Genomic DNA, 13,239 nt, shown 5'->3' with positions numbered 1-13,239 from the left:
CTACTGCTGCTGATGGCCAGCGGTGGCTGGCGCTGAAATTGGGCATGTGCCCGCTGTTACGTGCGTCCACGAGGTGACGCGGAGGACCTGGAACATGACGCTACCCAGCGATTTTCGGGGCAGGCGTGGGGCCAGCGAGGCCACCCGGCGTTCCAAAAGAGGGCGTATTTTAGTGACTTGGCCCGCAAAGCGCAAAACCGCTGATCTGACTGGGTTTTTTCCCGGAAACGGGGCCCGGGGGGATATGCTATGTTGACGCAATATTGCCAGCCTGGGGGCATGCGGTCCCGGCAGGCTACGGGTGGATACGGAGCTGAAAACCTTTGGATCTGACATTCTGGAAAAGCCGTTGGGATCAGGGGCTGGCGGTGCTGGAGCCGTTCTGGCCCTATCTGGCTGCGGCCATCAGCCTTTTCCTGGCGATTTATGTCACCGCCCATGTGGCCCAGAACAAGCGCGATGCCCGTGCCGCCGCCGCCTGGACCGGCCTGGTGTGGCTGGTGCCAGTGCTGGGTGCGGTGCTGTATTTCATGCTGGGGGTCAATCGTATTCAGCGTCGCGCCCGACAACTGACTGGCGGGTTGATCGACAGCGATGACGGCTGGCGGGTGGCCGCAGAGGCGGTGCCCACCGTGCCACACCTGCAGGTCCTCAGCCGTCTGGTAGGGCGCCTGACGCACCTGCCGCTGACCGATGGCAACGAATTGGCGTTGCTGGATGCCCCGCAAACCTATCAGGCCATGCTGGATGCCATTGAAAACGCCACCGAGAGCATCTATCTGGCCACCTATATTTTCGGCAATGATGCGGCCGGCAAACCCCTGGTGGATGCCCTGGCGGCCGCCGTCCAGCGTGGGGTAAAGGTGCGGGTGCTGATCGATGGTGTGGGAGCCCACTACTCCCTGCCATCGGTGGTCTGGCGCCTGCGCCGGCGCGGGGTGCCGGTGCAGCGGTTTCTGTACTCCCTGGCGCCCTGGCGCATGCCGTATATCAATCTGCGAAACCACCGCAAGATCATGATTGTGGATCGCGCTCTGGGCTTTACCGGGGGCATGAATATTCGCGCCGGCTACCTGCACAAACCCGCTCGCACCACCGATCTGCATGCCCGGGTCGAAGGGCCGGTGGTGGGTCAGCTGTTGCGCAGTTTCGCTGCCGACTGGGTATTCACCTGCGGGGAAGTGCTGGAAACCAGCTATCGCGGTCCGGCCCTGGTCGGCGATGTGCAGGCGAGGGGTATCAGCGCCGGTCCGGATGCGGATTTTGATAAGCGCCGGCTTACCTTGCTGGCGGCCATTGGCAGCGCCGAGCGGCGCATCCGCATTGTGACTCCCTATTTCGTCCCGGACCTGACCCTTATGGCCACCCTGCAGATGGCGATATTGAAAGGCGTGCAGGTGCAGATCGTGATACCCAGCAAGAGCAACCTGCGCATGGTGAACTGGGCGAGTCTGCATGCGCTGCGGTGGTTGGTGGGCGAGGGGGCCGAGCTGTATCTGTCGCCGCCGCCGTTTGATCACAGCAAGATGATGACGGTGGATCAGCACTGGCTGATGCTCGGGTCCGGTAACTGGGATGCGCGCAGCCTGCGCCTGAATTTCGAATTCGATCTGGAGTGTTACAGCGCCACCCTGACCACCCGGGTGGACAAGATGCTGGATCGCCATATCCTGCTGTCTACCCGCATGGAGTCGGAGCATTTCCGCGACATGGCGCCCTGGCGTCGTTTGCGCAACGCGCTCTCGCATCTCATGGAACCCTATCTTTGATCTGAACCTGTGCCATGACGCACCAGTCAGCGGCGTTTCCAGCGCACCGGCTGTGCGACAAGTCGCATTTTCGGGTTGTCTATGTCACATTTTTCTTCGTCAGGCAGGTCTGGCGCTGTCTGGCAGGTTATAAAGTGATCACTCGCCGGACTGTCTCAAGTGCGGCGGTGGGGATGCGTCAGGGAAACAGAATGATAATAAAACGGTTTTTATTCGGCCTGCTCCTGCTGGGCGGATCCGCCCTGTCCGTGGCGGACACGGCAAAATGGGTACTGGTCACCGATCGGGATGGTATCCAGGTGTATCGGCAGGACGATGACAGCTCGCGCCTGAAAACCTTTCGAGGCGTGGGTCTCGTACCGGTGGCGGATTTCAATGCCATTGGTGCGCTGATGGATGATTACGAGGCGGTCGCCTCCTTCATGCACATGGTCTCGGAAATTCGCGACCTGCACCGGGCATCGCCGTACCAGCGAGATGTCTATGTGACCACGCGCTTGCCCTGGCCGGTGAAGGATCGGGATGCGCCCCTGCGAGTCACCTTCTATCAGGAGCCGGATAGCTACGACCTGGTGATGCCGTTTTCCCTTAATCCCGAGGTGTTCCCCGAGCAGTCGGATTATGTGCGCATGCCGCAGATGGAGGGCTATTACCGGTTCGAGCCGCTGTCGCCGGGGGAGGTGAAGGTCACCATTGAAGTGATACTGGATCCGGGTGGGGCGATACCGGCCTGGTTGGCCAATATCATTTTGCGGGATATTCCGTATTTCTCACTGCGGCGTCTTCGTCGGGTGGTGAATTTGCCGCGTTTCCAGGGCATCTCCCACGGCTACTACCAGACTCCGGAGAGCTGGCAGGAGCCGGAAGAGAAGCAGGAAGTCGCTAACGCTTCAGCGGCGACCCGGGCCCCATCAGCGCCCAGATAATCAGCCCGACCAGTGGCAAGATCAGTACCAGCAACACCCACAGCACCTTGTGCAGGGTTTCCGCGCTGGATTGAATGATCATCACGATGGCATAAATTGCCAGGGCCAGTTGTAGCAGTCCCAGGAGTTTCATCAGCAAGATCCTTCTCGTACCCAAATGGAACCCTCAATCTAGAGCAGCCGTTCCACCGGGTAAATCACTGATATGTAAAAGAGGATCTTATGGCCCTTAACGCAGGCAATATCCGGTATTCAACAGGAAAGAAAAGGAAATGGCGCCCCGAACAGGAGTCGAACCTGTGACCTAGCGCTTAGGAGGCGCTTGCTCTATCCAACTGAGCTACCGGGGCTGAAGCAGTGACGATTGTAAGGACTTTTAGTGGCGGTGCCAGTTTCCGGGCCGCAAGCGGCTATTTTGTCGGCGCTTACTCGCCCTCCGGGCGCCGGCAAAGCGGCGATATCCGCTTCGCGTTCGTTCGGCCAAAGCACGCTTTGGAAATCCCCGACCTCACCCAACTGAGCTACCGGGGTTGAAGCATTGACGATTGTAAGGACTTTTAGTGGCGGTGCCAGTTTCCGGGCCGCAAGCGGCTATTTTGTCGGCGCTTACTCGCCCTCCGGGCGCCGGCAAAGCGGCGATATCCGCTTCGCGTTCGTTCGGCCAAAGCACGCTTTGGAAACCCCCGACCTCACCCAACTGAGCTACCGGGGCTGAAGCAGTGATGATTGTAAGGACTTTGACTCGTGGTGCCAGTCCTGAGGGAGAAAGCGGTCAAAATTCCGTCAGACGTCAGACGTCAGACGTCAGACATGTCGCGTGGCGCTTGCTGCGTTCACGTAACCTTTGCGACAACGCCGCATCCAATTGCTAGCATTGAAGAAATTGAGACAGGTGATGTATGCAGGATACCCACGATTTACTGGTGCGCAGCAGCACAGACTTTCCCTCGTTGAGGCGCCATGCCACGTCCATCTTGCAGGTGAACCTGGGGTATCTGTGCAATCTCAGTTGCGTGCATTGTCATGTGAACGCGGGCCCCACTCGCACGGAATTGATGGACCGGGAAACCGTGGACATGGTGCTGGAGGTGATCCGCCTTCGCCACATCCAGGTGCTGGATCTCACCGGTGGGGCACCGGAGATGAACCCTCATTTCCGTTACCTGGTGGAACAGGCCAGAGCCATGGATGTGGAGGTCATTGATCGCTGCAATCTCACCATTTTGCTGGAGCCGGGTTACGAAGATCTGCCGCAGTTTCTGGCGGACAACAAGGTGCATGTGGTGGCGTCGCTGCCCTGTTACCTGGAAGAAAATGTGAACAAGCAGCGCGGCAAAGGCGTCTATCAGGGCAGCATCGAGGCGATTCGCCGGCTTAATGCCCTGGGCTATGGCAGCGATGGGCTGCTGCTGGATCTGGTCTACAACCCTACCGGCCCTTCTTTGCCGCCGCCCCAGGCGGTGCTGGAAGCGGATTACAAGCGGGAACTGGATGAGCGGTTCGGGTTGCGTTTCAACAGTCTGCTGACCATCACCAATATGCCCATCAGCCGTTTCGGTGCCGTACTGCTGGCCCACAATCAGTTCAACGATTACATGCAATTGCTGCGCGACAGTTTCAACCGCGACACCCTGCCGGCAGTGATGTGTCGGGCCACCGTGAGTGTGGATTACCAGGGTTACCTGTACGACTGCGACTTCAACCAGATGCTTGATATGCCCCAGGGGCATCATGATGGGCATCAACATCTTTCCGTGTTGCTGGACCATGACCTGGAAGGGGAACCCATTTATGTGGCGGACCATTGCTTTGGCTGCACCGCCGGTGCCGGCAGCAGTTGCGGTGGTGCCCTGGGGTGAGCGGAGCCACTGTCACTGTGATCGTGCCGGTACGCAACGAAGCCGGCAGCCTGGCCACTATCCTGACCATGCTCCGGGATGCCCTGCAGGATGGTGATGAGCTGGTGGTGGTAGACGGTGGCAGTACCGATGCCAGTGTGGAAATTGCCCGTGGGCTGGCGGACCGGGTGGTCCTCAGTGAACCGGGCCGGGCCCGGCAAATGAATGCCGGTGCCCGACAGGCCAATGGCCACTGGCTGTGGTTTGTGCATGCGGATAGCCAGCTGGGGCCTGCCCACCGGCAATCACTGGCAGGCGTGCCGGCAGCTGCCGGATGGGGCCGCTTTGATGTGCGTCTGAGCGGTCGGCGTTTCCTCTACCGGGTCATCGGCGCCATGATCAATCTGCGTTCCCGGATCACTGCTATTGCCACCGGGGACCAGGGTATTTTTGTCCGCCGCGACCTCTTTGCTGCTGCCGGTGGCTTCCCGGACCAACCCTTGATGGAAGATATCGCCCTGAGCCGTTTGTTGAAGCAGCAAACGGGCCGACCCCATTGCCTGCGCCCTCCGCTGATCACCAGCAGTCGGCGCTGGGATACCCGGGGAGCCTGGCCGACCATCTGGCTGATGTGGTCCCTTCGTTACCGCTACTGGCGGGGGGCGCCGCCGGAACAACTGTATCGGGATTATTATGGTGAGCCCTGAGCCGCGGTCGCAGCCGTTGCTGATTCTCTTTGCCCGGGCATTGCAGGCCGGCCGGGTAAAGACCCGCCTGATTCCCCAGTTCGGCGAACAGGGCGCGCTGAAGCTGTATCGCTTCCTGTTGACCCGCACCATTGCCGCCGCCTGCCGTTTTCCGGGGCGAGTGGAGCTGTGGCTGGATCAGCCGGACACGGAGCTACAGAATCTGGCGGAGCGCAATGGCTGGTCTTGCCATCAGCAACAGGGTGACGACCTGGGCGAGAAGATGGCCCTCGCGCTCAATATGGGCTTGTCGCAAGCGGACCGGGTGTTACTGATCGGCAGTGACTGCGCGGTACTGGGCCAGGAGTATTTCGAACAGGCGCTGACTGCCCTGGAGACGGCGCCGGTGGTATTCGGTCCCAGCGAGGATGGCGGCTACGTGTTAATTGGCAGTTCCCGGCAGAATTTGTGGCAACGCCAGCGCTTCCAGGGGGTTCGTTTTGGCGGCGAGCATGCCCTGGCCGACAGCGTCGCCTGTTTTCCGGGAGAGCGGGTGGCACGCCTGCCGACCCTGTGGGACGTGGATACCCATGATGACGTAATCCGTGCCCAGCGCTGTGGTGTTTTGCCCAGGATACCGCCAGCCGTTGATTGAATGTGGCATTGGCGGTGGCGCGAAGCCGGCAGAGTCGGTGTACATCTCTACTAAATTCTTCTGGATTTTCGCGGTAGTCCACATAAGATTTAATGATTAATCGTTAGGGTTGCCTCCCGTAAAGGACGACGGAGCCAGTATGCAAAATTCAGCGATTCTCGACGACGAGGTCGTTAAGGAACTACAGGACGTGATGGGCCAGGATTTCCAGATGCTGGTGGATTCCTTTCACCGGGACGGGACACAACGGCTTGCCGCCTTGCAGGCCGCCCAGGCCGCCGGTGATCAGGAGGTTCTGCGCCGTCAGGCGCACAGCTTCAAGGGAAGTAGCGGGAATCTGGGCGCGGTGCAGGTATTCGAATTGTGCATGCAGCTGGAAAGCCTGGCTCGGGAAGGGGAGTTGGGACAAGCAACTGACTTGCTGGCACGACTCCAGACGGCGTTTGAACAAGCCTGTACCGCCCTGCGCAAGGTCTGAGCCGAGCGCTTTTCCTGACTTTCAGACAAAAAAAACCCTCTTCCGAATAAGGGGGTGGAAGAGGGGGGTTGTGAGCGCTATTGCTAGCGCCTTGGGGGGATACTGTTTGAAGTGCTGCCGGACAAAAATGGCCCGTCACTTCATGGAAACAATGCTAACCGTAAGTGCCTATGGGTGCTGTAAAAACGGGTGAGAAAATGTAAAAACGTAGGCGTCTTTTGGCATCACCATGTTGCGCGGGTCAGCGTTATTTCCCGGATATCAATGAGTGCCCCCTGGTCGCTTGTAAGAGATCTCTTACAAAGCTGTAGGAAAAAGCAGTCTTTTTGGGGCGAATTTAACCCGTTTCAGGCGATTTATTTTGCCTAAAATCATGATTTATAAGGGTTTTGTGCTTTTCGGGGTGTTTTGGCAGTAGAGTTTTAATATTTATTTTACCCAAACGGCCGAGAGCCATTGCTATAGTGGATTTGTGTTCAGGGACAAGGGCACAGGGACAAGCAAGGACAGCACACAGGGAAGTTGCGGTGAGCGCAAAAGGGTCAGGACGACTCGACGCAAAAAAGGGCGGCAGGATGCCGCCCTTTTTCTTTGTCTGAAAAACACCAGAGTCCGGTGAGTGGCCTCACCGGCTCAGCGGGAAGGCGTTAGCCTTCCCACTCGCGCACCAGCTTCTCACGCTTGTTGGGCACACCGTCCCACTCTTCTGCGTCGTCCGGGGCGTCTTTCATTTCGGTAATGTTCGGCCACTTCTCGGCCAGTTCCGCATTGATTTCCAGGAACTCCTGCTCGCCCTCGGGGAGCTCGTCCTCAGAGAAAATCGCGTTGACCGGACACTCCGGCTCACACAGTGCACAGTCGATGCACTCGTCCGGATGGATTACCAGGAAGTTGGGGCCTTCGTAGAAACAGTCTACCGGGCATACTTCTACACAATCGGTGTGCTTGCAGTTAATGCAGTTCTCACCTACTACGAACGTCATAGCCTGTCCTCGCCAGGTGTCTTGATCTTTGTACAGCGCCAGACTGCCAATTATAGCAGCATCCGGTGCGGTCTCGCTTGGGGTGGCGCTAGTCTAGCGATATGGTCAAGGGCAGGCAAACAAAGCCTTGATATAAGGTAATAGCCCAGAGTGTTACCGGAGGACAACTGGGCGGCTGCAGACCCTTGCAGGAGCGTCGCTAGCGGCGCGATAACCCGAGTGTCGAGTTGCGAGAAGCGAGTTTCGAAAGGCAAACCCGAAACCACGGTAAAGCTTGACGATTTTCGCTTCTCGTAACTCGAAACTCGCGACTGGCCTATCGCGCCGCCTCCCGCGGGGCGCGCGCAGGCAACGCTACAGCAGCCCTCTCAGCTTATACAGTGCCTCCAGCGCCTGCTTCGGGGTCAGATCATCCGGGTCCAGTTCCTTGAGGGCGTGCTCCACGGCGCTGGGCTCGGCGAACAGACTGGCCTGGGCGGGAGCCGGTGACGGTGTGGCTGGCGGTGTTGAGCGATCAGCGGCTGCCAGCGGTTTGCCTGCCTCCAGCTCGCGAAGCTTTTCCCCGGCCTGCTGAATCACACTTTGCGGCACCCCGGCCAGCTGTGCCACTTGGAGACCATAGCTGCGGCTGGCCGGGCCCTCCTGTACCCGGTGCAGGAACACGATGCGGTTGTCGTGTTCGCTGGCGGTGAGATGGGCGTTGTAGATGCCCGGCAACTGCGCGGGCAGCTGGGTCAGCTCGAAGTAGTGGGTGGCGAACAGGGTAAAGGCCTTGAGATTGCGGGCCAGATGTTCCGCCGCCGCCCAGGCCAGGCTCAGGCCATCGAAGGTGCTGGTGCCGCGGCCGATCTCGTCCATCAACACCAGGCTCTGGGCGGTGGCGTTGTTGAGGATGTTGGCGGTTTCCGACATCTCCACCATGAAGGTGGAACGGCCACCGGCCAGGTCATCGGACGAACCGATACGGGTAAAGATCCGGTCCAGGTTGCCGATGCGGGCACTGGCCGCAGGCACACAGCTGCCCAGGTGGGCGAGCAGGGCAATCAGCGCGGTTTGGCGCATGTAGGTGGATTTACCGCCCATGTTCGGGCCGGTGATGATCACCATGCGGCGGGCATCGTCCAGATGCAGGCTGTTGGGCACGAAGGCGTCATCCAGCACCTGCTCCACCACCGGGTGGCGGCCATCGACAATCTCGATGATGGCTTCCTCGTCCACCAGTTGCGGGCGTACCCAGTTCAATGCCTCGGCGCGTTCTGCCAGGGCGGCCAGCACATCCAGTTCAGCCACGGCAGCGGCGCAGCGTTGCAGGGGGTGCAGGTCGGCGGCCACTTTTTCCAGCAGCTCCTCATACAGACGCTTTTCCAGGGTCAGCGCCTTGCTGGAGGCAGACAGGGCCTTGTCCTCGAATTCCTTCAGCTCCGGGGTGATAAAGCGCTCGGCATTCTTCAGGGTCTGGCGGCGCTGGTAATCCACCGGCGCATCATCGGCCTCCCGCCGGGACAACTCGATGTAATAGCCGTGGACCTTGTTGTACTTCACCCGCAGGGTGGAGAAGCCGGTGCGCTCACGCTCGCGGGTTTCAATGTCCACCAGCACCTGACCGGCGTTCTCGCTGATGGAGCGCAGCTCGTCCAGTTCCTCGCTGTATCCGGGGGCAATCACGCCGCCATCGCGGATCAGCATGGGCGGGTTCTCGATGACAGCCCGGCCGAGGAGGTCCACCTGCTCCGGGAACTGGCCGATGCGCTCGATCAGTTCATAGAAGGCATCGGAAGCGGGCAGGGTGCCGATCAGGGCCGGCATGGCCTTGAGGCTGGCATGCAGGCGAGTCAGATCCCGGGGCCGCGCCGAGCGCAGGGCCACCCGGCCGAGAATCCGTTCCATGTCGCCGATGTCGTTGAGCACATCGCGGGTGGACTCGAAACACCAGCCCTGGCGCAACGCGTCGATCTGGTCCTGGCGCTGATTGAGGGTGGTGCGGTTGCGTAGCGGCTGATGCACCCAGCGTTTCAGCTGGCGGGCGCCCATGGCGGTCTTGGTGCTGTCCAGGACCCAGGCCAGGGTGTGCTGCTCCTGGCCATCCAGGGTTTCGGTCAATTCCAGATTCCGGCGGGTGGCGGCGTCCATGGCCACGGTGTCATCGAAGCTTTCCACCACCAGTCCGGTCACATGGGGCAATTCACCGCGCTGGGTTTCCTTGGCATAACCGAGCAGCGCGCCCGCAGCGGCCACGGCCACCGGCGTCGGTTCGCCGAAGCCGGCCAGGTCCTGCACCTGGAACTGCTGACACAACTGGCGGCGGGCTGACTCTCCATCAAACTCCCAGTCCGGGCGTTTACGGCTGCCGGGTTTTTCGCCCCAGCGGCCGGGCAGAGACTTGTCTTCACTATAGAGCAGCTCCGCCGGTGACCAGCGCTCCAGCAGCGCCTGCAGCTGTTCGCCGCCTTCCACCTGGGTCACTACAAAGCGTCCGGCCGCCACATCCAGGCTGGCGCAGCCATACTGGCCCTTGTCCTCATAGACGGCACAAAGCAGGTTGTCGCGGCGCTCTTCCAGCAGGGCCTCATCGCTGACCGTGCCCGGCGTGACAATGCGCACCACCTTGCGCTCCACCGGCCCCTTGGCCAGCGCCGGATCACCGATCTGCTCGGCAATGGCCACGGACTCCCCCAGCTTCACCAGCCTGGCCAGGTAGTTCTCGGCGGCATGGTAGGGAATCCCGGCCATGGGAATTGGCTTGCCGGCACTCTGGCCCCGCTGCGTCAGGGTAATGTCCAGCAACCGCGCGGCCTTCTGGGCATCGCCAAAGAACAACTCGTAGAAATCCCCCATGCGGTAGAACACCAGCTGATCCGGGTGTTCGGCCTTGATCGCCAGGTATTGCTGCATCATCGGCGTATGTTGGCTCAAATTCTCGCTCACGATTCCTCCAAGGAGATACTAAAAGTGAAAGCAGGCATGATATAAAAATTGGCAGCAGGAATTATCGGGGCCAGGTTATGCGTGTCATCGATTAAGTCGAGTGAACGATGATTGTTCACCGAGTTTTGCTTGGATATTCGTGGTAAAAGTGATGTTTTCCCTATGGAAAGGTCTCGCTGGTGCGAATTTATTGATGGTATTACCTGAAGAAACAGGGCAGTGAGCGTCTTGAATCGAAATTAGGAGGTTTTATGAAACGGAAAAATCTGTTTTTTGCATCGGCAATGATGCTGTTAATAGCAGGTTGTGGTCAGCAGACGCCAGAAAAGGAAGCAACAAAAACCTCTGCCTCTACTGTACCGGATCTGGGCTCTGAGAAGTTTTGGCAGCGTACGACGGATGGCAGCATCGTGGTAACGCCGGACAATTTCATTCGCGCTGAATCTGACCTGTATCTGGCTGGCCAAGTGGCGGATGGCGCCTTTGGGAAGTTTAAGCACACCAGGGATGTGGCACCGGTTGATAACCAGCTCGTGATTCGGTTGAACCGGGACACTATCTATTCGGCGGCCGTGTTTGATTTCGATGCCGGGCCGGTGACGGTGACGCTACCGGATTCCCAAGGGCGCTTCATGTCCATGCTGGTGATCAATCAGGATCATTATAACCCTCTGGTGGGCTACGAGGCTGGCGACTATGTTTTATCGCGAGAGCGGGTCGGAACCCGCTATGGCATGGTGGCTATCCGGACACTGGCTAACCCCAATGATGAAGCAGACATGAAAGCGGCAAGAGCGCTTCAGGATGCCATTGTTGTCAGTCAGCCCGGAGGCCCGGGAAAGTTTGATATTCCCTCATGGGATCAGGCTAGCCAGGCAAAAGTGCGAGCCGCCCTGCTGCAGCTGGCAGGATCCCTTCCAGATATGCGCTACTCCGCAGGCGCTGGCCCAGAGGACGTCGATGCGGTTCGTCGTCTGATTGCCTCAGCGGCTGGTTGGGGACTGAATCCTGACAAGGATGCCATTTATCTGAATGTGAACCCGGAACAGAATGACGGGAAAAGTGTTTACCAGCTCACGGTGAAAGAGGTGCCTGTGGAGGCCTTCTGGTCAATCAGCGTTTACAACCGTGAGGGTTATTACGAGCCCAATGATCAGAATGCCTACACAGTGAACAGTGTGACCGGAGTCAAGAATGATTCCGGTGAAATGGTTATCCAGTTTGGCGACTGTGGGGATGCGGTTCCCAATTGCCTTCCAGTGGTAGAGGGGTGGAATTATATGGTCCGCTTGTATCGGCCAGATGACAGTATCCTCAAGGGGGAGTGGCAATTCCCGGAGGCGGTTCTGGTCAGTGAGGGTCAGTAAGTATGATCCCGGCGTCTCAGTATGAGGCGCCGGGCATTGTCGCGATGAGGGGCTGAACAGGCCCTGTTGTCGGAGTGATAACGTCGTTCCTCGGGTGTTGCCCTCTCTGAGGCGTTCAGTCTCTTTGCTCCTCGCACTGCATGTACACAATCGGTACTAGCTCGTCCCCCCGCATTTGATGTGCCACTCTCACCGAAAACGATTTTTCTTCTGTTGCGAAGAACTGCGCTGCTTGCTCCATTGCCTTGGCCAGGGAGCGTTGGCTACGTGTGGACAATCTCAGATTGAGATTCTTCAGGAGACCGGACATGTCTTCACGGATTTCGGTTTTTTGGGAGTTCAGTGACTTCCCTGTAGAAGCGTTAAAAGGGAAAGTCAGCTTGAAATAAGAAAAGTCAGTCATTTTTATAGTCATTGAATTGTACCGTGTGTCAGTTTATCAATGGTTAATTGAAGTCATGGTCCCGAGCCAGCTTATGATGTCTCGCCATACATCCTCTTTGTTGGTGTCGTGAAGTGCGCAGTGGGATCTTCCTGGGTAAAGGTGCCACTGACGGTGAGGGCTGGATGTTGCCTTTTTAGTGAGGTGTTCGGCGGCTTTGGCGGATACGAGATGATCGTTGCTTCCCTGAAGAACAATCATTGGCAGTTTTATCTTGTCAACGTTCTTTCGGATGCTGGACGACAGTTTTTGCAGATTGGTGATATAACTGGCGGCAATACTGGACCGGGTAACATTGACTTCCACGGCCACCTGTGACCTGACCAGAGAATCAAAAATCGCCTTGTTCCATATCCAGCTTCCGGCCAGCCCATTCAGGGGGTAAACCGGTGCGTTTGGGGCGATGCGCCCCACCAGGCCGGCATTCCAGACCAGGAAGTTAGATAACCAGTCAGGTACGGGAAAGGGAGCGGCCCTTAAATTAACAATGACCGGAGGGGCGTTGAGAATCAGCCCAGCCGCGTTCTCGCCGCCACGAATACTCCATTGTAATGCGACGCTGGCACCCAATGATTCCCCTTGCAGGTAAACAGGGACGCCAGGATACCTTTCTGTTACTTCTTCCAGGGCCAGGTCGACGTCGTTGACATAATCATCCACGGAGCAGGTAAATCCGGCACGACCAAATCCCTGTGATTGGCCCCAGCCTCGCATGTCATAGGCGAAAACCGCATAGCCATTTTCTACCAGGTGCATGGCCCAGGGGGCATAGACGCCGGCATGGGCCGCGGTGCCATGAAGTAGCAGGACGATAGCGGTCGGCGTATTACGCTGAGGCTCCCACCATTGCCCATATAGATTCAGACCGTCCGGGGTTTTAATGATGCGAGTATGATTGACGCCGGGATAGGCAATATAAAATTCGGGTAATGGCGATGATGATGAGAGTGCGGAATGCTTCCATATATCAACTTTCTGGCCAAAAGCTGAAAGAACGTCTTTAACCATAAAATAAACCAAGTTCTTGTTTTATGAGTATTTTTAAATTTCGAGGATTATTAGGCGTCTTAGAGTAAAGCAATTCATTGGTGGATCTGTAATTTTTTATGTCAGAGGCAAGATGGGTTCCTTTTGTGTCTCGAAAAGCCGCTATGCCAACGTTGTTGGTGG

Annotated in this window: 12 protein-coding genes and 1 tRNA gene; 7 read left to right on the top strand and 6 right to left on the bottom strand. The window is 58.2% G+C overall.

Going from position 1 to position 13,239, the window contains the following annotated elements; genetic code table 11:
- Positions 1-323 precede the first annotated feature (323 nt).
- Together A0251_RS14275 and A0251_RS14270 are read left to right on the top strand one after the other, a co-directional pair.
- Complete coding sequence (locus A0251_RS14275) at positions 324-1,769, top strand: phospholipase D-like domain-containing protein (RefSeq protein ID WP_062817520.1); 1,446 nt, start codon at positions 324-326, stop codon at positions 1,767-1,769.
- Between the two features lie 191 nt (positions 1,770-1,960).
- Positions 1,961-2,695, top strand: coding sequence for an START domain-containing protein (locus A0251_RS14270; RefSeq protein ID WP_062817519.1), 735 nt, complete (start codon positions 1,961-1,963; stop codon positions 2,693-2,695).
- On the opposite strand, the gene A0251_RS17265 is transcribed toward A0251_RS14270, so the two are convergent.
- Positions 2,652-2,828 carry a PLDc N-terminal domain-containing protein gene (locus tag A0251_RS17265; protein WP_082810913.1) on the bottom strand — a complete coding sequence of 59 codons (177 nt, stop codon included), beginning with the start codon at positions 2,826-2,828 and terminating at the stop codon, positions 2,652-2,654. The two genes, A0251_RS14270 and A0251_RS17265, sit on opposite strands and share 44 nt — an antisense overlap.
- A gap of 140 nt (positions 2,829-2,968) precedes the next feature.
- Positions 2,969-3,045: transfer RNA gene (locus A0251_RS14265), tRNA-Arg, on the bottom strand.
- Between the two features lie 549 nt (positions 3,046-3,594).
- Here A0251_RS14265 and arsS point away from each other — a divergent pair.
- The 4 genes from arsS (at position 3,595) to A0251_RS14245 (ending at position 6,352) form a co-directional block, all read left to right on the top strand.
- Positions 3,595-4,554 (top strand): arsenosugar biosynthesis radical SAM (seleno)protein ArsS, encoded by a 960-nt coding sequence (gene arsS, locus A0251_RS14260; protein ID WP_062817518.1) that lies wholly within the window; start codon positions 3,595-3,597, stop codon positions 4,552-4,554.
- Complete coding sequence (locus tag A0251_RS14255; protein WP_231874248.1) at positions 4,551-5,240, top strand: TIGR04283 family arsenosugar biosynthesis glycosyltransferase; 690 nt, start codon at positions 4,551-4,553, stop codon at positions 5,238-5,240. Before arsS ends, A0251_RS14255 begins: the two co-directional genes overlap by 4 nt.
- The gene (locus tag A0251_RS14250) at positions 5,230-5,874 is read left to right on the top strand and encodes a TIGR04282 family arsenosugar biosynthesis glycosyltransferase (RefSeq protein ID WP_231874247.1); all 645 of its coding nucleotides are present in this window, start codon (positions 5,230-5,232) and stop codon (positions 5,872-5,874) included. Before A0251_RS14255 ends, A0251_RS14250 begins: the two co-directional genes overlap by 11 nt.
- 139 nt (positions 5,875-6,013) lie before the next feature.
- Positions 6,014-6,352 carry an Hpt domain-containing protein gene (locus A0251_RS14245; RefSeq protein WP_062817515.1) on the top strand — a complete coding sequence of 113 codons (339 nt, stop codon included), beginning with the start codon at positions 6,014-6,016 and terminating at the stop codon, positions 6,350-6,352.
- A gap of 647 nt (positions 6,353-6,999) precedes the next feature.
- Here the strand turns inward: A0251_RS14245 and fdxA are convergent.
- Both fdxA and mutS read right to left on the bottom strand, forming a co-directional pair.
- Positions 7,000-7,335 carry a ferredoxin FdxA gene (fdxA, locus tag A0251_RS14240; protein ID WP_062817514.1) on the bottom strand — a complete coding sequence of 112 codons (336 nt, stop codon included), beginning with the start codon at positions 7,333-7,335 and terminating at the stop codon, positions 7,000-7,002.
- A 354-nt stretch (positions 7,336-7,689) separates the two neighbouring features.
- Entirely contained in the window at positions 7,690-10,230 is a 2,541-nt protein-coding gene (mutS, locus tag A0251_RS14235; RefSeq protein ID WP_062817513.1) for a DNA mismatch repair protein MutS, read from the bottom strand.
- A gap of 281 nt (positions 10,231-10,511) precedes the next feature.
- Here mutS and A0251_RS14230 point away from each other — a divergent pair, with 281 nt between their 5' ends.
- Complete coding sequence (locus tag A0251_RS14230) at positions 10,512-11,627, top strand: DUF1254 domain-containing protein (protein ID WP_082810912.1); 1,116 nt, start codon at positions 10,512-10,514, stop codon at positions 11,625-11,627.
- Between the two features lie 115 nt (positions 11,628-11,742).
- On the opposite strand, the gene A0251_RS14225 is transcribed toward A0251_RS14230, so the two are convergent.
- Entirely contained in the window at positions 11,743-12,030 is a 288-nt protein-coding gene (locus A0251_RS14225; protein ID WP_156478301.1) for a hypothetical protein, read from the bottom strand.
- Between the two features lie 36 nt (positions 12,031-12,066).
- The gene (locus A0251_RS14220; protein ID WP_062817511.1) at positions 12,067-13,077 is read right to left on the bottom strand and encodes an alpha/beta fold hydrolase; all 1,011 of its coding nucleotides are present in this window, start codon (positions 13,075-13,077) and stop codon (positions 12,067-12,069) included.
- Between the last annotated feature and the right edge of the window lie 162 nt (positions 13,078-13,239).

Source organism: Alcanivorax sp. NBRC 102024 (genome assembly GCF_001602235.1).
Taxonomy (GTDB): domain Bacteria; phylum Pseudomonadota; class Gammaproteobacteria; order Pseudomonadales; family Alcanivoracaceae; genus Alcanivorax.
Note: the sequence above shows the minus strand (reverse complement) of the source record. Positions and strands in the feature narration are given on the sequence as shown.

Bases quoted from the DNA above. Each gene is read 5' to 3' on its own strand.
- A0251_RS14245 (WP_062817515.1), top strand. From the start codon at position 6,014: ATGCAAAATTCAGCGATTCTCGACGACGAGGTCGTTAAGGAACTACAG.
- A0251_RS14225 (WP_156478301.1), bottom strand. From the start codon at position 12,030: ATGACTGACTTTTCTTATTTCAAGCTGACTTTCCCTTTTAACGCTTCT.
- A0251_RS14230 (WP_082810912.1), top strand. From the start codon at position 10,512: ATGAAACGGAAAAATCTGTTTTTTGCATCGGCAATGATGCTGTTAATA.
- fdxA (WP_062817514.1), bottom strand. From the start codon at position 7,335: ATGACGTTCGTAGTAGGTGAGAACTGCATTAACTGCAAGCACACCGAT.
- A0251_RS14270 (WP_062817519.1), top strand. From the start codon at position 1,961: ATGATAATAAAACGGTTTTTATTCGGCCTGCTCCTGCTGGGCGGATCC.
- arsS (WP_062817518.1), top strand. From the start codon at position 3,595: ATGCAGGATACCCACGATTTACTGGTGCGCAGCAGCACAGACTTTCCC.
- mutS (WP_062817513.1), bottom strand. From the start codon at position 10,230: ATGATGCAGCAATACCTGGCGATCAAGGCCGAACACCCGGATCAGCTG.
- A0251_RS14220 (WP_062817511.1), bottom strand. From the start codon at position 13,077: ATGGTTAAAGACGTTCTTTCAGCTTTTGGCCAGAAAGTTGATATATGG.
- A0251_RS17265 (WP_082810913.1), bottom strand. From the start codon at position 2,828: ATGAAACTCCTGGGACTGCTACAACTGGCCCTGGCAATTTATGCCATC.